The 18562-nt window shown below is 72.0% G+C and carries 18 protein-coding genes and 1 pseudogene; 14 read left to right on the forward strand and 5 right to left on the reverse strand.

Annotated features, from left to right (window positions below; all coding sequences use genetic code 11):
* Positions 1 to 7 precede the first annotated feature (7 nt).
* The 6 genes from EOE66_RS18990 to arsH are packed head-to-tail and all read left to right on the forward strand — an operon-like array spanning position 8 to position 4947.
* Positions 8 to 1051 (forward strand): ArsJ-associated glyceraldehyde-3-phosphate dehydrogenase, encoded by a 1044-nt coding sequence (locus EOE66_RS18990; RefSeq protein ID WP_128230322.1) that lies wholly within the window; start codon positions 8 to 10, stop codon positions 1049 to 1051.
* Between the two features lie 16 nt (positions 1052 to 1067).
* Complete coding sequence (gene arsJ, locus EOE66_RS18995) at positions 1068 to 2300, forward strand: organoarsenical effux MFS transporter ArsJ (protein ID WP_128230323.1); 1233 nt, start codon at positions 1068 to 1070, stop codon at positions 2298 to 2300.
* 11 nt (positions 2301 to 2311) lie between these two features.
* Entirely contained in the window at positions 2312 to 2653 is a 342-nt protein-coding gene (locus tag EOE66_RS19000; RefSeq protein ID WP_128230324.1) for an ArsR/SmtB family transcription factor, read from the forward strand.
* A 31-nt stretch (positions 2654 to 2684) separates the two neighbouring features.
* The gene (locus tag EOE66_RS19005) at positions 2685 to 3173 is read left to right on the forward strand and encodes an arsenate reductase ArsC (protein WP_128230325.1); all 489 of its coding nucleotides are present in this window, start codon (positions 2685 to 2687) and stop codon (positions 3171 to 3173) included.
* 23 nt (positions 3174 to 3196) lie between these two features.
* Positions 3197 to 4234: an ACR3 family arsenite efflux transporter gene (arsB, locus tag EOE66_RS19010; RefSeq protein WP_128230326.1), complete on the forward strand. Its 1038-nt coding sequence runs from the start codon at positions 3197 to 3199 to the stop codon at positions 4232 to 4234.
* A complete protein-coding gene (gene arsH, locus EOE66_RS19015) occupies positions 4231 to 4947 on the forward strand; it encodes an arsenical resistance protein ArsH (RefSeq protein WP_128230327.1) in 717 nt (238 codons plus the stop codon). Before arsB ends, arsH begins: the two co-directional genes overlap by 4 nt.
* Positions 4948 to 4956: 9 nt before the next feature.
* On the opposite strand, the gene EOE66_RS19020 is transcribed toward arsH, so the two are convergent.
* Positions 4957 to 5613 (reverse strand): PEP-CTERM sorting domain-containing protein, encoded by a 657-nt coding sequence (locus tag EOE66_RS19020; RefSeq protein ID WP_205702752.1) that lies wholly within the window; start codon positions 5611 to 5613, stop codon positions 4957 to 4959.
* 236 nt (positions 5614 to 5849) lie between these two features.
* Between EOE66_RS19020 and EOE66_RS22000 the strand changes: the two genes are divergently transcribed.
* From EOE66_RS22000 to EOE66_RS19045, 6 genes and pseudogenes are all read left to right on the forward strand, one after another.
* The gene (locus EOE66_RS22000) at positions 5850 to 7685 is read left to right on the forward strand and encodes a hypothetical protein (RefSeq protein ID WP_205702773.1); all 1836 of its coding nucleotides are present in this window, start codon (positions 5850 to 5852) and stop codon (positions 7683 to 7685) included.
* Between the two features lie 96 nt (positions 7686 to 7781).
* Positions 7782 to 8417, forward strand: coding sequence for a thermostable hemolysin (locus EOE66_RS19030; protein WP_128230329.1), 636 nt, complete (start codon positions 7782 to 7784; stop codon positions 8415 to 8417).
* An 11-nt stretch (positions 8418 to 8428) separates the two neighbouring features.
* Positions 8429 to 9874, forward strand: a pseudogene (locus tag EOE66_RS19035) (AMP-binding protein); the annotation flags it as partial.
* A 45-nt stretch (positions 9875 to 9919) separates the two neighbouring features.
* A complete protein-coding gene (locus EOE66_RS22005) occupies positions 9920 to 10624 on the forward strand; it encodes an iron-containing redox enzyme family protein (protein WP_205702765.1) in 705 nt (234 codons plus the stop codon).
* A complete protein-coding gene (locus EOE66_RS19040) occupies positions 10621 to 11424 on the forward strand; it encodes an SDR family oxidoreductase (RefSeq protein WP_128230331.1) in 804 nt (267 codons plus the stop codon). The genes EOE66_RS22005 and EOE66_RS19040 overlap by 4 nt, the downstream gene beginning before the upstream one ends.
* Before the next feature lie 22 nt (positions 11425 to 11446).
* Complete coding sequence (locus EOE66_RS19045) at positions 11447 to 12109, forward strand: tetratricopeptide repeat protein (RefSeq protein ID WP_205702766.1); 663 nt, start codon at positions 11447 to 11449, stop codon at positions 12107 to 12109.
* On the opposite strand, the gene EOE66_RS19050 is transcribed toward EOE66_RS19045, so the two are convergent.
* Positions 12093 to 12665, reverse strand: coding sequence for a DUF2062 domain-containing protein (locus EOE66_RS19050; RefSeq protein ID WP_128230332.1), 573 nt, complete (start codon positions 12663 to 12665; stop codon positions 12093 to 12095). The genes EOE66_RS19045 and EOE66_RS19050 overlap by 17 nt on opposite strands.
* A 206-nt stretch (positions 12666 to 12871) precedes the next feature.
* On the opposite strand from EOE66_RS19050, the gene EOE66_RS19055 reads away from it, so the two are divergent.
* Both EOE66_RS19055 and EOE66_RS19060 read left to right on the forward strand, forming a co-directional pair.
* A complete protein-coding gene (locus tag EOE66_RS19055; RefSeq protein WP_164885175.1) occupies positions 12872 to 14272 on the forward strand; it encodes a YdgA family protein in 1401 nt (466 codons plus the stop codon).
* 144 nt (positions 14273 to 14416) lie between these two features.
* Positions 14417 to 15058 (forward strand): PEP-CTERM sorting domain-containing protein, encoded by a 642-nt coding sequence (locus tag EOE66_RS19060; RefSeq protein ID WP_128230334.1) that lies wholly within the window; start codon positions 14417 to 14419, stop codon positions 15056 to 15058.
* Positions 15059 to 15081: 23 nt separating this feature from the next.
* Here the strand turns inward: EOE66_RS19060 and EOE66_RS19065 are convergent, their stop codons facing one another.
* The 3 genes from EOE66_RS19065 to EOE66_RS19075 form a co-directional block, all read right to left on the reverse strand.
* Complete coding sequence (locus EOE66_RS19065; protein WP_128230335.1) at positions 15082 to 16461, reverse strand: ABC1 kinase family protein; 1380 nt, start codon at positions 16459 to 16461, stop codon at positions 15082 to 15084.
* Positions 16462 to 16524: 63 nt separating this feature from the next.
* The gene (locus EOE66_RS19070) at positions 16525 to 17871 is read right to left on the reverse strand and encodes an ATP-binding protein (RefSeq protein WP_128230336.1); all 1347 of its coding nucleotides are present in this window, start codon (positions 17869 to 17871) and stop codon (positions 16525 to 16527) included.
* Complete coding sequence (locus EOE66_RS19075; RefSeq protein WP_128230337.1) at positions 17868 to 18560, reverse strand: response regulator; 693 nt, start codon at positions 18558 to 18560, stop codon at positions 17868 to 17870. The genes EOE66_RS19070 and EOE66_RS19075 overlap by 4 nt, the downstream gene beginning before the upstream one ends.
* Positions 18561 to 18562 lie beyond the last annotated feature (2 nt).

Consider the following 18562-nt stretch of genomic DNA (forward strand, 5'->3'; position numbering starts at 1 on the left):
ATCCCTGATGAGAGTCGGCATCAACGGCATGGGCCGCATCGGCCGCCTGGCGCTGCGCGCTGCGATGGGCGCGGCCGAGCGCCCGCACGATGACCCCCGCGGCGGCAACCGCCTGGAGGTGGTGCACTGCAACGAGATCAAGGGCGGCGCCGCGGCCACCGCGCACCTGCTGCAGTTCGACAGCGTGCAGGGCCGCTGGCGCGCCGACATCGGCGCCACGGGCGAAGACGGCCTGCAGATCAACGGCCGCGCCTTGCGTTTCAGCGCGCACGCGCAGCCGGCCGACATCCCCTGGGGCGAGCTGGGTGTGGACCTGGTGCTGGAGTGCACCGGCAAGTTCCTGACGCCCGAGGTGCTGCAGGGCCACCTCGACCGTGGCGCCAAGCGCGTGATCGTGGCCGCGCCGGTGAAGACCGGCGGTGTGCTCAACGTGGTGGTGGGCGTCAACGAACACCTCTACCAGCCCGCCCGCGACCGCATCGTCACCGCCGCCAGCTGCACCACCAACTGCCTGGCGCCGGTGGTGAAGGTGGTGCACGAGGCCCTGGGCATCCGCCACGGGCAGATCACCACGCTGCACGACCCCACCAACACCAACGTCGTGGTCGATGCGCCGCACAAGGACCTGCGCCGCGCGCGCAGCGCGCTCACCAGCCTGGCGCCTACCACCACGGGCAGCGCCACGGCCATCGCGCTGATCTACCCCGAGCTCAAGGGCAAGCTCAACGGCCACGCGGTGCGCGTGCCGGTGCTCAATGCTTCATTAACCGACTGCGTTTTCGAGCTCAAGCGCGAGACGACGGTGGAAGAAGTGAACGCGCTGTTCGAGGCGGCGGCCCAAGGCCCGCTGGCCGGCATCCTGGGCTACGAGACGCGCCCGCTGGTCAGCGCCGACTACGCGCGCGACACCCGCAGCAGCATCGTCGACGCCCTGTCCACCATGGTGACCGACGGCACGCTGCTGAAGGTCTACGCCTGGTACGACAACGAGATGGGCTACGCCTGCCGCATGGTGGACCTGGCCTGCCACATCGACGCGCAAGGCCTGTGAGCGCAGGGTGCATGCGATGAACACCGGCACGCGCAACTACGCCATCGTCACGGCGGCCTACTGGGGCTTCACGCTCAGCGACGGCGCGCTGCGCATGCTGGTGCTGCTGCACTTCTACCGCCTGGGCTACTCGCCCTTCACGCTGGCTTTCCTGTTCCTGCTGTACGAGGCCATGGGCGTGGTGGCCAACCTCGTGGGCGGCTGGCTGGCCACGCGCTACGGCATCCAGCGCATGCTGGTGGTGGGGCTGGCCACGCAGATCACGGGCTTCCTGCTGCTCTCGGCCTTGTCGCCCAGCTGGACGGCGGTGATGTCGGTGGCTTGGGTGGTGCTGGCGCAAGGGGTGTGCGGTGTCGCCAAAGACCTCACCAAGACCGCCAGCAAATCGGCCATCAAGCTGACCGCAGGCACGGCCTCGGGCCAGCTCTTCAAGTGGGTGGCGTTTTTCACCGGCAGCAAGAACGCGATGAAGGGCGTGGGCTTCTTCCTCGGCGGTGTGCTGCTGCAGGGCCTGGGCTTCCAGCATGCGCTGTGGCTGATGGCCGGGCTGCTGGCGCTGGTGCTGGGCGGTGTGCTGTTCTTCGTGCCGCCTCTCATGGGCAAGGCCAAGGCTTCGAAGTCGGCCAAGGAGCTGTTCGCCAAGAACCGCGGCATCAACCTGCTGGCCGCGGCGCGCGTGATGCTCTTCGGCGCGCGCGACGTGTGGTTCGTGGTGGGCGTGCCGGTCTTCCTGTACTCGGTGGGCTGGACCTTCACGATGGTGGGCGCCTTCCTCGCGCTGTGGACCATCGGCTACGGCGTGGTGCAGGGCCTGGCGCCGCAGATCGTGAGCCGCAGCGAAGACGGCCTGAGCACCGAGGTGCCCGCCGCGCGCGGCTGGTCGGCCGTGCTGGCACTGGTGCCGCTGGTGCTGGCGGGCCTGGTGCTGGCCGACCTGCCGCAGCTGCCGCCGCTGGAATGGGTGGTGGTGGCGGGCCTGGGCCTCTTCGGCGTGGCCTTCGCCGTGAATTCGTCGGTGCACAGCTACCTGGTCCTGGCCTATGCGGGCAGCGAGAAGGCGGCCGAGGACGTGGGCTTCTACTACGCGGCCAACGCGTTGGGGCGCTTCTTCGGCACGCTGATGTCGGGCCTGCTGTACCAGGGCTTCGGCCTGGCCGGCGCGCTCATCGGCTCGGGCGTCATGCTGGTGCTGTGCTGGGCCTTGACGCTGAACCTGCCCACGCGGCGCGCACTCACCGCGCCGGCCTGAAGGAGACCCGCATGGACGAACACACCGCCGTCACCGCCCTGGCCGCGCTGGCCCAGGGCATGCGCCTGCGCGTGTTCCGCGCGCTGGTGGGCGCCGGGCCGCAGGGCCTCACGCCCGGCGTGCTGGCCGCCACCTTGGGCGTGAGCAGCAGCACACTGTCCTTCCACCTGAAGGAGCTGGTGCACGCCGGCCTGGTGACGCAGCAGCGCGACGGCCGCCACCTCATCTACCGGCCCGAGCTGGCGCGCATGAACGCGCTCACCGATTACCTGGTGGCGCACTGCTGCGGCGGCCAGCCCTGCGGTGTGGACGCGCCCGCCGCCACCGGCAACGGCGCCTGCACGAGCTGCTGAACACCCGAAGATCCCTTGCATGGAGACCCCCATGAGCCTGCACCACGTGCTCTTCATCTGCACCCACAACTCGGCCCGCTCCATCCTGGCCGAGGCCTTGATGAACCACCTCGGCCGCGGCCGCTTCGTCGCGCACTCGGCCGGCAGCCAGCCCAGCGGTCAGGTGCACCCGCTGGCCCTGGCGACGCTGGCGCAGTGGTACCTGCCCACCGAGGGCTACCGCAGCAAGGACTGGGCGGAGTTCGCGCAGCCCGGCGCACCGGTCATGGATTTCGTCTTCACCGTCTGCGACAACGCCGCCGGCGAGGTCTGCCCCGTGTGGCCCGGCCAGCCGATGACGGCGCACTGGGGCGTGCCCGACCCCGGGGCCCTCGGCGGCAGCGATGAAGAGAAAGCACGGGCCTTCCTCTCGGTGGCCACCACGCTCAAGCGCCGCATCGAGCTGATGCTCGCGCTGCCCATGGCCAGTCTCGACCGCCTCTCGCTGCAGCGAGAAGTGCGCGAGATCGGCACGCGCTGAAGCGCACGGTCGCGGCACCTCGCATGGGCGTCTTCGAGCGTTACCTCACCGTCTGGGTCGGCCTGGGCATGGCGGCCGGCGTGGGGCTGGGCCTGGCCACACCAGGCCTCTTCCAGGCCCTCGCGGCGCTGGAGTTCGCGCAGGTCAACCTCGTGGTGGCCGTGTTCATCTGGGTGATGATCGTGCCGATGATGGTGCAGATCGACTTCGCGTCGGTCCGCGCCGTGGGCCGCAAGCCGCGCGGCCTGGTGCTGACGCTGGTGGTCAACTGGCTCATCAAGCCCTTCACGATGGCGGCGCTGGCGGTGCTGTTCTTCGAGCACGTGTTCGCGCCCTGGGTCGACCCCGCCACCGCCAGCGAGTACATCGCCGGGATGATCCTGCTGGGCGTGGCGCCCTGCACGGCGATGGTGTTCGTCTGGAGCCAACTCACCAAGGGCGACGCCGCCTACACGCTGGTGCAGGTCTCGGTGAACGACCTCGTGATGGTGCTGGCCTTCGCGCCGATCGCGGCCTTCCTGCTGGGCGTGACGGAAGTGGTGGTGCCCTGGTCGACGCTGCTGCTGTCGACGGTGCTCTACGTGGTGCTGCCGTTGCTGGCTGGCGCCGTGCTGCGCCGGCTGTGGCTGGGGCAGGGCGGGGCGGCGCTGCTGGCTCAGCGCGTGGCGGCGCTCAAGCCGGCCGCGGTGGCCGGGCTGATTGCCACCGTCGTGCTGCTCTTCGGCCTGCAGGCGCCCACGCTCGTGAGCCGGCCGCTGCACATCGTGCTGATCGCCGTGCCGCTGGTGCTGCAGAGCTACGGCATCTTCGCCATCACCTACTTCGCGGCGCAGCGCCTGCGCCTGCCCTACAACCTGGCGGCGCCGGCCAGCCTCATCGGCACGTCCAACTTCTTCGAACTTGCCGTGGCCGTGGCCATCTCGCTGTTCGGCCTGCAATCCGGCGCGGCCCTGGCCACCGTGGTGGGCGTGCTGGTGGAAGTGCCGGTGATGCTCTCGCTGGTGGCGCTGGCCAACCGCACGCAACACTGGTTCGGCACGGCCGAACCCAGCACCTCATGAACATCGACGACCTGCCGAACCTCGACCCCGCGCACTTCGCGCTGCCCGACCTGGCGGCCTTGCGCCCGCCGCTGGCGGCTGCACACGCACCGCGCTTCCTGCTGCTGTATGGCTCGCTGCGTGAACGCAGCTACAGCCGCTTTCTGACGCTGGAAGCCGCGCGCCTGCTCACGGCGCTGGGCGGCGAGGTGCGCGTGTTCCACGCCGACGGCCTGCCCCTGCCCGACGGCGCGCCCGACACCCACCCCAAGATGCAGGAACTGCGCGAGGCCTGCGCCTGGGCCGAAGGCATGGTCTGGACCTCGCCCGAGCGCCACGGCGCGATGACGGCCGTCCTGAAGGCGCAGATCGACTGGCTGCCGTTGAACCTCGGCGCCATCCGCCCGACGCAGGGCAAGACGCTGGCGGTGATGCAGGTCAGTGGCGGCTCGCAGTCCTTCAACGCCGTCAACCAGATGCGCGTGCTGGGGCGCTGGATGCGCATGCTCACCATCCCGAACCAGTCGTCGGTGGCCAAGGCCTACGAGCAGTTCGACGACGCCGGGCGCATGAAGCCCTCGGCCTACTACGAACGTGTGGTCGACGTGATGGAAGAGCTGATGAAGTTCACGCTGCTCACGCGCGAGGTGGCGCCCTACCTCGTGGACCGCTACAGCGAAAGGCGCGAAGAGGCCGAGAAACTGGCCGCGCGAGTTCGGCAAGCCCGGTTGTAGAGGCTGCGCTCAGCGCGCCGCTGTCGAGCGGCGGCGCAGCATCAGCGCCGCCACGCCACCCAGCATCAGCAAAGCGGTGGCCGGCTCGGGCACCACGGTGACGGTGAAGTTGGCGTTGTTCGGCGCGAAGTCGGAAATGGCCGCCGTGCCAGTGAAGGCGGTGTCGCGCGGCCAGAGGTTCCAGGTGTAGTCGATCAGGTTGAAACCGGTGCTGGGCAGCAGGCTGCCGCTGAAGCTGGCGGAGATGACGTTGCCCGAGACGGTGACAGCGCCCGGCGGCAGCGCGGTGGCGCCGATGGAGCCCGTGCCGTTGGGGTTCAGGCGCACGGTGGCGTCGAAACGCACGCCGGTGATGCCGATGCTGGCGAAGGTGGCCACGCCAGCCCCGCGGTTCACGCCCCAGATGTAGGTGCCGGTGGGCGTGAGGCCCACGGCCCCCGCCTGCGTGCTGCTGAGCGTGAAGATGTTCGTCGTGGGGTTGTAGGTGACGGTGGCGTCGATCACGTCGAGATCGGCGCTCAGCACGCTGCCTGCGAAGGTGGGCAGGAAGTCGCCGACGGGGTCGGTGATGCTGACGGCCTGGGCGCTGCCACTGCCGAGCAGGGCCACGGCGGCCAGGGCCATGCCAGACAAACCAGTGCGAGTGAAGAGGCTGCAGGTTTGCATGTCGGTTCCTCGATCAGATGAACGTTCCGAGATGATGCCCATAAATGACAGTTGATGCAGTGCCCCTGAGAGCAGCAGTGGCGCGGCACCACCCATTCAAGGGAGGCAGGGCCGCCGAGCACCAGGCCCTGCCAAGGACATGGGCGCCCGATAGCATGGCCTTCGGTTTCGGCAGCAGGATGGACGGCCTCATGGCGAGCAGACGGTGGATCGGCACCCTCGGAGGGATCACCCTGGTGGCTGCCATGCTGGTGGCTTGCGGCGGCGGGGGAGGGGGCGACGGTGTACCGGCCGCCGGCGGGGGCACGGGCGGTGGCACCGTCAACTCGCCGGCCACGGGCGGCAGCACCGGGCTCGTGCCCGTTGCGCCGGCGGCCGGCCAGGTGCTGGTGAGCGACAGTGCCCCACTGCGGCCGCTGTCGGTGGGCTTGTCCTGGCAGTACCGGCAGTTCACGCCCTTCATCGGCCCCAGCCGCACGCGTGTGACGATGCTGGCAGGCACCGCCGGCCGGGTGATCGAGCGCAGCAGCGACACCAGCCTGGCCGACACCGAGCTCTTCCGCAACGCCGAGGGCCAGACCATCGGCAGCATCAGCGTGCCCTTGGGCGCGGGGCGCTCGCTCACCATCAGCGGTGTCGAGTTGCCGCGCGAACTGCGCGCGGGGCAGCAGTTCACGGTGTACGACGCCCGCACCGACGGCATCGACATCGCGTTCTGGCGTGTCGTGGCGGGCTTCGAAGACGTGCTGGTGCCCGCCTCGCCGAACCCGGTGCGCGCGCTGCGCGTCGACGACCGCGCCACGCTGCGCAATGGCACGCAAACGACGCAGCTGTACGCCAGCACCTGGTACGCGCCCGACATCGGCGTGGTGCGCAGTGTCGAGTGGACCGACGCCACGCGCACGGCGACCGAAAGCGACGACCGTCTGGTGGGTTTCGATGGCGGTGGGCGCGGCTTTGGCGCCGTCACCACCAGCGCCGTGGGCACGCTGTCGGCGCGTGCGGTGCTGGAGGACGGCTACGTCACGCTGAACAACACCGAGACCATCGTTGCCGACCGCAGCGGCAAGCAGGTGGCCAGCGGCAGCATCGTGCGCGCCCCCGAAGAGCCCTACGCCGCCCGCCTGCTGCCCACGTCGGCGGGTCTGCGGGTCGCCACGCTGGCGCGCTTTTCCGTCACCGACCGCTTCAATCTCGACGCACTGGACGCCAACGGGCGGCTGCTGGGCGCACGCCTGGGCACCCTGCCGGTGCAAAGCGGTGACGGCTTCATCCTGAGCACGCCGAGCTTCGTCACGCTGGCTTCGCACCGCGCCTCGCCGGTGATCTGGATGTCCTACATCGAGGCCATCGACCAGGGCAACGGCTTGACCATCCGGTACCTGGTGGTGCAGCGCTTCGACGCCAATGGGCAGCCCCTGGGCGCACGGCTGCAATGGGCCCTGCCCACGGGGACGTTTGGAGGCACACCGCAGGTCGAGGCCTTGCCGGATGAGCTGGTGCTGGTGCTGCGCGAAGGCGGTGTGCAGGAGCCCGAGCGCGTTCGTGTGCGCACGCTGGGCAACGACGGCACGGTGCGCAACGACCGCGCCTACCAGGTCAGCGACCGCAGCGTGCCGATGGTGCGGCTCATCGTGGACGGCGCCGCGCGCTGGTTGGCCTGGCGGGCCGACGATGGCCTGGCACGCGCCTGGCGCCTGGGTGCCGACGGCGCGCCCGTGGGCGTGCCCGAAACCTTGGCATCGGCCCAGGCCGCGCTCGTGCCCCTGCCCCCGCGCCTGCGCGAACAGTGGCCATTCGGGGTGGTGGCCGCAGGCGGGCGCTGGACGATCCCCGGCAGCGATTTCGCGTCCCTCACGGGCGACCCCAGAACGCCGGCCACCGGGCATGCCGTGCTGGCGCTGTTCGACCCAGGGGCGGGCGATGTGCGCAACCAGCCTGCGCCTGCGCTGATCCGGCTGGAAGCGAGCGAACTGGTGGGCAGTCTGGCGATCCCGTTCGGCGACCGCACCTTGTGGCCCGTGACTTCTTCCGCCGATGAGCGGGACACGGCGGTGATCCAGTGGCGATGACGGGCTGAAGCCCCGTGGCTTAAGGCGCCCTTAATCCGCCAGGCCGAGCATCCCTTCCATCGACAGACCGGACCCCCGGTCTGCATGGACCCAGCGATGCTCAGCCTGATCACCTCCGCGCCCCCCGCTCCGCTCCCGCACCGCGCGGCCCCGTCCCTGCGTGTGCACGGCCCGCAAGACGCCGGCCGCGAGGCGGTGGAAGCCTTCATCCACCGCGTGTTCGCCGAACGCTACGGCGCCGACGTGCGCAGCTTCGCGCCCGTGCTCGTGAGCCTGCGCGACGCCGAGGGCGAGATCGTGGCGGCCGCCGGCTACCGCAGCGCCGATGGCGGCCCGCTGTTCCTGGAGCGTTACCTCGGCGCGCCGGCCGAGCAGATGCTGGCAGCCACCGGCGTCCCGGCGCCGGCGCGGGCGCACATCGCCGAGGTGGGGCACCTCGCCGCCGCCCGTGCGGGCGAAGGCCGCCGCCTCATCCTGCTGCTGGGGCCGCACCTCGCGGCCGAGGGCTACCGCTGGGTGGTGAGCACGCTCACCGAAGAACTGCGCCACCTCTTCCTGCGCCTGGGCATCGCGCCGCTGAGCCTGGGGGCGGCCGACCCCGCGCTGCTGGGCGAGGGCGCCGCGCACTGGGGCAGCTACTACGACCACCACCCCGTGGTGCTGGCCGGGCAGATCGAACTGGCGCTGAAAGCCCTGGCCCGCCGCGGCCTGGCCCCGAGGACCGAGGCATGAGCCCCGCCCAGATGAACCCCGCCACCGCGCTTTTCGACGGCCAGCAGGCCTTCAGCGCGCCGCAGCTGGCGCAAGCCGTGGCCGCGATGGCCCGGCAGCTGCAAGAACAGGGCACGCGCGTGCTGGCCACCGTGCTGGACAACGGCGCACCCTTCGTCGTGCTCGACGAAGCCGCCAGTGCCGCAGGCGTGGTGCACGTGCCGCTGCCGCCCTTCTTCACGCCGGCGCAGATGCAGCACGCGCTGCAGGCCGCGGGTGTGGACACGCTGGTCCTCACGGCGCCGCACGCGGCGCTGTGGGCCGAGGCCACACCGGGCCTGCGCTTCGCGGCGCTGCCGCCCATGGCCGCCGTGCTGCCCACGGGCGCCTTGGTGCAGGCCCGCCTGCCGTTCGCCGCCGTGCCCCTGCCGGCAGGCACGGCCAAGATCACCTTCACCTCGGGCACCACCGGCACGCCCAAGGGCGTTTGCCTGGGTGGCGAAGCGCTGCAGGCGGTCGCCGGCTCGCTGGTGCAGGCCCTGGCGCCGCTGCAGATCCAGCGCCACCTCTGCGCGCTGCCCTTCGGCGTGCTGCTGGAGAACATCGCCGGCCTGATGGCGCCGCGCCTGCAGGGCGCCACCGTCATCGCGCCACCGCTGGCCAGCCTGGGCCTGCAGGGCTCGTCCCGCTTCGACGCCGCGCGCTTCGACGCCGCGGTGCGCGAGCACGCGCCGCACAGCCTGATCCTGCTGCCGCAGATGCTGCGCGCCTGGGTGGGGCACCTCATGGCCAGCGGCCAGCGCGCGCCGGCCGGCTTGAAGCTGGTGGCCGTGGGCGGAGCCGCCGCCGGGGCGCCGCTGGTGCGCGCGGCCTGGGCGCTGGGGCTGCCGGTGGCCGAGGGCTACGGCCTCTCGGAAGCTGGCTCGGTGCAGACGCTCAACCTGCCGGCGCTGGATGCCGAGGGCCGACTGTGCCCGCCCGCGCCGGACAGTGCCGGCAGCGTGGGCCGCGCGCTGCCGCACGCGCAGCTGCGCGTGGCCGAGGACGGCGAGATCCTCGTGGCCGGCGCGCTCTTCAGCGGCTATCTCGGTGACCCCACGCCCGTGCCCGCCTGGTGGCCCACCGGCGATCTCGGCCGCGTGGATGAAGCCGGCCGCGTCTTCATCCACGGCCGCAAGAAACACGTGCTCATCACCTCCTACGGCCGCAACCTCAGCCCCGAGTGGGTGGAGACCGCGCTGAAGGGCCACCCCGCCGTGCTGCAGGCGGTGGTGTTCGGCGACGGCGAGCCTGCCCTCTCGGCCGTGCTCTGGCCCACGCAGGCCGGCCTGCCGGATGACGCCTTGCAACAGGCGGTGGATGCCGCCAACGCCACCTTGCCCGACTACGCCCGCATCCAGCGCTGGGTGCGCGGCCGCGCCGCCTTCGATGCCAGCACCGGCCTGGCCACCGCCAACGGCCGGCCGCAGCGCGCCGCCATCTTCGCCGCCCACCGCGACGCCCTTTCCACTCCGGAGTTGTCCATGTCCTTCCACCAACGTCTGCTGCAAGACACCGCCGCCGCGCGCCAGGGCCTGCTGGCCACGCCCATCATCCAGGGCGCGCTGCGCGGCCAGGTTTCGCTGCCGAGCTACATCGCCTTCCTCACCGAGGCCTACCACCACGTGCGCCACACGGTGCCGCTGCTGCAGGCGCTGCGCGCCGCGCTGCCGGCCCACCACGCCTGGCTGGCCCCGGCGGTGGACGAGTACATCGAAGAAGAAGCCGGCCACGACGAGTGGATCCTCGACGACATCGCCGCCTGCGGCGGTGATGCCGAGGCCGTGCGCCACGGCCGCCCGGGCCACGCCACCGAGGTGATGGTGGCCTACGCCTACGACACCATCGCACGCGGCAATCCGCTGGGCTTCTTCGGCATGGTGCACGTGCTGGAAGGCACCAGCGTCTCGCTGGCGCTGATGGCGGCCGACGCCATCCAGAAGCCGCTGCACCTGCCCGACAGCGCCTTCAGCTACCTGCGTTCGCACGGCACGCTGGACGTGGAGCACACGGCGCACTTCGCCACGCTGATGGACGCCATCGAGCAGCCGCAAGACCAGGCCGACATCGTGCACGCCGCACGGGCCTTCTTCCGGCTGTACGGCGATGTCTTCCGGGGCTTGCCGCTGCCGCAGCCGGTGGCCAGCCCCGCCGCCGCGCCGGCCCAGCCCGCCGAGGCCCTGGCATGAAGGCCGCCGACGCCCGGGTGTTGATGACGGGGGCCAGCGGCGGCATCGGCCGCGCCGCCGCTGCCGAACTGCGCGCCGCCGGGGCGCAGGTGGTGGGCGTGGGCCGCGGGGCCAGCGCGCCCGAACCGGCGGCCTTCGACGCCTGGGTGCAGGCCGACCTGAACACGCCCGAGGGCGTGCTGGCCGTGGCCCGCGCCGCGGCCACGCACCGCTGCAACGTGGTGGTGCTGGCGGCCGGGCAGCCGTGTTTCGGCGCCTTCGCGCAGGTGCCCGGCGCCGAGGCCGCGGCGGTGCTGCACAGCAACCTGCTCGCGCCCCTGCTGCTGGTGCAGGCGCTGCTGCCGCATCTGCATCGCCTGCCGGCGGCGCAGATCGTCTTCGTCGGCTCGGCGCTGGGCCGCATCGGCGTGCCGGGCTACAGCGTCTACGGCGCCAGCAAGGCAGGCCTGCACGGCTTCGCAGAAGCCCTGCGCCGTGAACTGGCCGGCGGCCCGGTGCGCGTGCAGACGCTGGCGCCGCGGGCCACCCGCACCAGCTTCAACAGTGCCGAGGTGCAGGCCCACCACGCCGCCACCGGCACCGCCAGCGACAGCCCCGAGACCGTGGCCCGCGCGCTGCGCGGGCTCATCGAAAGCGGCGCCGCCGAACGCTTCATCGGCTGGCCCGAACGCCTGGCCGTGCGCCTGAACGGCCTGCTCGGCGCGCTGCTCGACGGCAGCTTCGCCGCCCACCGCCGCAGCCTGCCCGGGCAGGTCGGCAGCGCCCAGCCCACCGCGCCTTCCACCCCTTCCACCCCTTGAGGAGACCGACGTGAACACACCGATGAACACCCCTGTCAAGAGCACCCTGGTGCGCCTGCTGGCCGCCGCCGCCCTGCTGCCGCTGGGCGCATTCACCGCCAACGCCGCGCCCGTGGACGACGCCGTGCAGGAACTCCAGCGCGGCTGGGAGGTGGTGCGCTACCAGACCCCCGCCGCCGAACGCGAGAAGCGCTACGAGGCGCTGGTGGCCAAGGCGCACCAGACCACCGAGGCCTTCCCGGGCCGCAGCGAACCGCTGATCTGGGAAGGCATCGTCGTCAGCTCGCTGGCCGGCGAGAAGGGCGGCCTGGGCGCGCTGGGCCTGGTGAAGCAGGCCAAGGCCTTGTACGAGCAGGCGATGCAGATCGATGCCAACGCGCTGGACGGCAGCGCCTACAACAGCCTGGGCGTCCTCTACTACAAGGTGCCGGGCTGGCCGCTGGCCTTCGGCGACAAGGCCAAGGCCAAGGCCATGCTGCAGAAGGGCCTGGCGCTGAGTCCGCAGGGCATCGACGCCAACTACTTCTATGGCGAGTTCCTCGTCGAGACCGACCACGCCGACGAGGCCGTGCCCTACCTGGAGAAGGTGCTCACCGCGCCGGGCCGCCCGGGCCGCCAGATCGCCGACACCGGCCGCCGCGAAGAAGCGCGCGCGCTGCTGGCGAAGATCAAGCCGAAGTCTTGAGGGCGCGGCGCCGCAGGCGCCGCCGCCTTTCCTGGCGGATCAAGACCGCCCAGCCCCAGTACACCAGCAGGTAGGCCGTGAGGCCCAGCACCGCGCCGGCCAGCGGAAAACCCGCCAGCAGCGCCGGCCCCCAGGAGGTGACCTGCTCCCACAGCGCCGCGGGCCAGGTGAGCGGCGCCGACCACTGCCAATCCACCGGCGGCGGCGCGCTGGGCCCGGCCACGGCCTTGGGCACGACGAAGGAACCGAGAAAAGCCGACAGCGCCCAGATCGGCGCCATCGTGAAGGGGTTGGTCAGCCAGGTGGCCGCTGCAGCGGCCGCCACGTTGGCGCGCAGCGCCACGGCCGCGAGCATGGCCGCCGGCATCTGCAGCGGCAGCGGGAACACGCCGATGCCGATGCCCAGCGCCACGCCCAGCGCAAAGCCGCGGCGGTGCAGCACCCACAGGCGCGGGTGCTCGCGCAGGTAGTGGCCCAGCCATGCAAAGCCCCGGGTTTGCTCCAGCGCCTGCGCGGTGGGCAGCCACCGGCGCAGGCGCTTCTTGAATTCGGCCATGGGTGCGGGGGGGCTTGGCGTGTCGGGGCAGGAAGAGGTGCACCCGGGAGGCTAACCCAAGCGCGGGCCGGGCTATGGCCCCAGCGCGCGGGCGTGCATCCAGCCGCTGCGCTCCCCTGAAGGCGGGGGCCTGCGGCGCGCGGCCGCCGCCACAATGCGCCGCCCCGGCGCGTTGCCGGCCGGCACGAAAAAACAGGGAGTCACGCATGAACAAGAAAACCGTCCTCGCGGCCGCCTTGGGCGCCGTGGTGGTGGCCGGCTGGGCCGGGGCCACCTACGTCACCGGCCAGAAGCTCAAGACCGCGCTGGTGGCGCAGGCCGAAGGCTGGAAGGCACAGCCGGGGCAGCCGCAGCCCGCCTTCCGCGTCACCGACGTGCAGTACCGCGCGGGCCTGCTCGGCGCCACGCGCACGCTCACGCTGGCCATCGGCTGCGGGGCCGAGACCACGCCCTTGACCTGGCGCGACGACATCCGCCACGGCCCGCTGCCGGGCTTTGCCGGCTTCGGCGCCGCGCGCATCGACAGCAGCCTCGTGCTCAGCGCCGAACAGCAGGCGCAGCTGAAGAAGCTGCTGGGCGATGCCCAGACGCAGCTGAGCCTGCGCACCCTGGTGGCCTACAACGGCGGCTACAAGACGCAGCTGGAGGTGCCCGCGCTGCGCATCAAGTCGCCCGAAGGCGGCGATTTCGAATTCAAGGGCGCCAGCGCCTGGGTGCAGGTGCGTGCCGATGGCGGCGCGCGCTACGAAGCTTCGCTGCCCAGCTATGCCGTCAGCGCCCCGGGCCAGGGGCCGGCGCCGGGCATGCGCTTCGTCGTCACCGACGCCAAGCTGCAAGGCGAGGGCTACGCGCCGATGTGGTGGGCCTTGAGCGGCAAGGGCAGCGGCAGCATGGCCGCGATGAACTTCGAGACCGTGGCCGCCGACGGCCAGCGCAAGCCGATGTTCACCCTGAAGAACATGAAGTACACGCAGGACGGCGGCATTGCCGGCGGCCTCTACCAGGCCAGTGGCAGCCTGCAGGCGCAAGGCCAGATCGGCAGCCTGCCGCTGGACGCGGTGACGATGAAGTTCAGCCTCAAGCAGCTGCACGCTCAGAGCTACGCGGCGCTGATGGGCGCCTTGATGAACACCGGCTGCCCGTCCAAGGACCCGGCCGCCGACCCCATGGCGGCACTCCAGCCGATGCTCGCGCCGCTGAAGGAGCTGCTGCCGCAGAACCCGCAGATCAGCATGGACGAGCTGAGCGTGACCCTGGGCGGCCAGACCGCGAAGATGAGCTACCAGCTGGGCTTCAACGGCATCACGGCCGCAGAGACCGAAGGCGCCGCGCTGATGCCGGCGCTGATGCAGAAGATGGCCCTGCGCATGGGTGTGGAGGCCCCGGTGGCGCTGCTGCCGAAGCTGGGCGAGGCCCTGGGCCAGCCGCTGCCGCCCGAGCTGATCGACCAGCAGCTGGCGCAGGCCGAAGGGCAGGGCTTCATCGTGCGCACGGGCGACAGCATCAGCGCGAAATTCGAGCTGCGCGAGGGCGCGGCGCTGGTCAACGGCAAGCCCATCGCGGTACCCGGGCTGCCGGGGCAGGGCGCGGCGCCGGCTGCGCGTTAGCGGCAGGGCGAGCCGGCAGGCTGTCGGCCCGCTTGACAACGGACCGTCACGCCCGCCGGCAAGCCCCTGAATCTGCGGCGATTTCTCACCGCGGCGCGAACCTTGCTCTCACCTGAGCACCCGCACCGAACGGACACCGCCGCCATGCCGTCTTTCCGAAAACTCTTCCAGGCGCCGCAGCGCCAGGCTGCCGTTCTGGGCACGGCCCTGCTGCTTTCCTTGCCGGCCTCGGCCTCGTTGATCGTCAACGATCCGGTCCAGACCAACGACGGCTGGGCCCTCACCGGCAACCCCATCCACTTCCTGCTGGCCTGCTGCGGCACGGCCCCGACGGCGGGCCACCAGTACCTGCACATCCAGAACATCGGCGGGCGGGTCGCCACCAAGACCTTCACCGGCTTGTCGCTGGCCGCCGGCACCTACACCGTCACCTTCGATGTCGGCAGTTTCGTGAACGCGCCCTTCGCCGAGTTCACCGCAGGCCTCACCGCAGGCGGCGATGTCCTCAGCCCGCTGAGCGCCAGCACCCCCACCCCTGCCCAGGGCACCGTGCGCACCTGGACGCTGCGCTACGAGATCGCGTCGGGCTCGGCCGACCTGGGTGAGAGCCTGGGCTTCAGGATCACCGCCCCCGACAACGGCCTGAACCGCAACGCCTCGTTCGACAACCTGCGGGTCGACTTCGTCGCCGCCACGCAGGAAAGCCGGGTACCGGAGCCGGCCACGCTGGCGCTGGTGGGCCTGGCGCTGGCCGGGCTGGGCATCGCCGGCCGGCGCGGGCGCTGAGCCGGCGCCGGGCCCGGCCCTGCTCACAGCTCCGCGCCGAAGACGTCGGCGAGGTCGATCTGCGCGCGCAGCCGCGTGCACAGCATGAAGGTGCCGGCAAACTTGCGCTGCAGGAACAGCAGGTCGGGCGGTGGCGTGCGCGCATAACCGTCGCCAAAGAACTGTGCGCGGCCTTGCTCGAAGCTGCGCGCGAAGAGCGTGGAGACGCCGAAGTCGTAGGCGCCGGCATGGCGCAGCGGCTCGCCGGCCAGGCGCATCAGGCCGATGACACCGGCGCTCTGCGCGGGCGGGTCTTCGCGCGCCGTGAAGCCGGCGGCCTGGGCCGCGGCCTGCAGGCGTGGCACGTCATCGGCGCGCAGCGCGCGGCCGAGCTCGCGCAGCTGTTCCACGCGCTCGTCCGTGACGAGCTCCGTCGCGCCGAAGTCGATGAGCGCGATGCGCCCGGTGTCGGCATCGAACAGGTAGTTGCCGAAATTCGGGTCGGTCTGCACCAGGCGCATGCGGAAGAACTCATGCACCGCCAGGCGGCTGAGTGCCATCGCCACGTGGTTGCGCTGCGCCTGCGGCACGCCTGGCGCGGCCAGGCGGTCGACCGGTACACCGGGCGCAAAGGCGGTGGCGATGATGTGGCCGGTGCAGTGTTCTTCGTCCACCGCGGGCACGGTGAGCACCGGGTCGTCGCCCAGCTTCTCGCGGTAAGCCTTGGCGGCGCGCACCTCGGCAAGGTAGTCGGTCTCGTGTTCCAGCTGCGCCTGCACACGCGCCAGCAGTGCCGGCATCGCGCCCGGATCAAGACCTGCCGGCACCAGGCCGGGCGTGCGCAGCAGCAGCGCCAGGTTGGCCATGTCACTGCCGATGCTGCGCCGCACGCCGGGGTACTGGATCTTCAGCGCCAGCACGCGGCCGTCGTGGGTCTCGGCGCGGTGCACCTGGCCGATGGAGGCCGCGGCCACGGGTTCGAAGCTCAGGCGCTTGAAGCGGCGGTGCCAGCCGGGGCCGTATTCACGTTCCAGCACCTCGGCCAGCTGGGTGGCGGGCATCACGTGGGCCTGGTCGCGCAGGCCGCCCAGCAGCTCGGCGAAGTGCGGCGGCAGCACGCCGTGGCCGTCCATCGAGAGCAGCTGACCCACCTTCATCACCGCCCCACGCATCTGCGAGAGGCGCTCGGCCAGCCGCCGCGCGTTGGCCGGCGTGAGCATCAGCTGCGCCAGCGCCGGCCGCTGCCCCCGCGCCAGCTGCGCCACGCCCTCGGCCGCGGCGCCTGCGGCCATCTCGCCCACCGCGCGGCCGAAGTGCAGCAGGCGCCGCGTGCGGCCTTCGGGCACGGTGGCGGCGCGCACCGCCGTGCCTGCCGGTGGGGGCGGCGGCGGTGGGGCGGCAGGCGGGGCTGGCGGTGCGGACATGCTGCGTCGCATTGGACCACCGGCTTCGCCGGCAAGCCGGCCGCCCGGGCCTGGCCGGACGCGTCAGGCGACGTCAGCGCCGCGCATCAGCGTGGCCACCACGCCCTGCCCCCCGGCCCCGGGCCCGTGCCGCAGCCGCAGCCCGTGCAGCGCCGCCACGCGCTGCGCGATGGACACGCCCAGGCCGCTGCCGGTCTCGGCCTGGCCCTCGGTGCGGTGGAAACGCTCGCCCAGGCGGGCCAGCGCCTCGGGTGTCAGCGCCGGGCCGGCGTTTTCCACGGCCAGCGTTTCGGCACTGAAACGCAGCGTCACCGCGCTGGCCTCGGGGGCGTAGCGCACGGCGTTGTCGAGCAGGTTGCGCAGCAGCACGCCCAGCAGCGCTGCATCGCCCTGCACCGGGAAAGGCGCGCTGCCCTCCGGCGGCCAGTCCACACCCAGTTCGATGCGGCGGCGCTCAGCCAGCGGCAGCACGTCGCTGACGGCCTGTTCCACCACGGCGGCCCAATCGACGGGCTCGGTGCGGGCCAGGCGCTCGCTGGCGTCCACGCGGCTGAGCAGCAGCATCTGCGAGACCAGGCGGTCCAGCCGGTCCAGGCCCGCGCCGAGCTTGGCTTCGGCGTGGCGGCGCTCGGCCTCGCTGGCGGCATGTCGCTGCACGTCCCACTGCGCACGCAGCACGGCCAGCGGCGTGCGCAGCTCGTGGGCGGCGTCGGCGGTGAAGCGGCGCTCACGGGCCAGCGTGGTTTCGATGCGCGTGAACAGGCCGTTCATCGCGCCCAGCAGCGGGCGCAGCTCGGTGGGGGCCTGCGCCTCGGGCACGGGGCGCAGGTCGTCGGCGCCGCGGCGCTGCAGGTCTTCGGCCAGCACGCGCACCGGTGCCAGGGCCTGGCGCACGGCCCAGGCCATGGCCGCCAGCAGCACCGGCAGCACCAGCACCCAGGGCAGCAGCTGGCTGCCGATGAGGTCCCACACCAGCTCGTCGCGCTCGTGCAGGCGCTGGCCGGCGGCCACCAGCCACTCGCCTTCGGGTGCCTGCAGGTAATAGGCACGCCACTCCTCGCCGCCCAGCACGAGATCGACGAACCCGGCCGCCTGCGGCCGGTGCGGGAGCTGCACGCCTTCGCGGTCGACCAGCAGCAGCTGGCCCTGGCGGTTCCACACGGCCAGCGCGAGGTCGTCGAGATCGGCTGCGCCGCTGGATCGCGCTGGCGCCACCACACGGCCAGCGGCAGGCTGGCTGGGCAGGCCGTCCAGCGTCACCTGCACCTGGCGGGCCAGCCGGATGATCTCGGTGTCGAAGAGCTCATTCACCTCGGCGCGGGCACGGTCGGCCGAGGCCAGCAGCGCCACCGCCCACACCAGCGGTGCGCACAGCAGCAGGTAGACGAGCAAGCGGCGTTGCAGGCTCACGCCATGCCTTCCGGCGTGGAGGGCTCCACGGGCGCGCCGAGCGCATAGCCCACGCCGCGCACCGTGCGCACGATGCCGGGGTCGATCTTGCGGCGCAGGTGGTGCACGTGCACTTCCAGCGTGTTGCTCTCGGGCTCGCCGCCGCTCCAGTCGTACAGGCGCTCCTGCAGCTGGGCTTTCGACAGCACGCGCTGCGGCTGCTTCAGCAGCGCTTCCAGCAGCGCCAGCTCGCGCCCGGTGAGCTCCACCGTCTGGCCTTGCCATTGCACCTGCTTGGTGGCCGGGTCGAAGCTGAGCGCACCGTGCGTCCAGGCCGATTGCGCACGGCCGGCGCTGCGGCGCAGCAGCGCGCGCAGGCGGGCGGCCAGCTCTTCGGTGGCGATGGGCTTGATGAGGTAATCGTCGGCGCCGCTGTCCAGGCCCGTCACGCGTTCGTCCAGGCCGTCGCGCGCGGTGAGCACCAGCACCGGCAGGCTCACGCCGCGCGCGCGCCAGCGCTGCAGCCACACCAGGCCATCGGTGCCGGGCAGGCCGAGGTCGAGCACCACGGCGTCGTACGGCGTGCTGCTGATGGCGGCATCGGCGCTCTGGCCTTCACGGAACCAGTCGATGACGTGGCCGCGCTGGCGCAGGCCGGTGGACAGGGCCTCGCCGAGGTCGGGGTCGTCTTCCAGAACAAGCAAACGCATGC

It is taken from the genome of Rubrivivax rivuli, from assembly GCF_004016505.1.
In the GTDB taxonomy this organism is placed as follows: Bacteria; Pseudomonadota; Gammaproteobacteria; order Burkholderiales; family Burkholderiaceae_C; genus Rubrivivax; species Rubrivivax rivuli.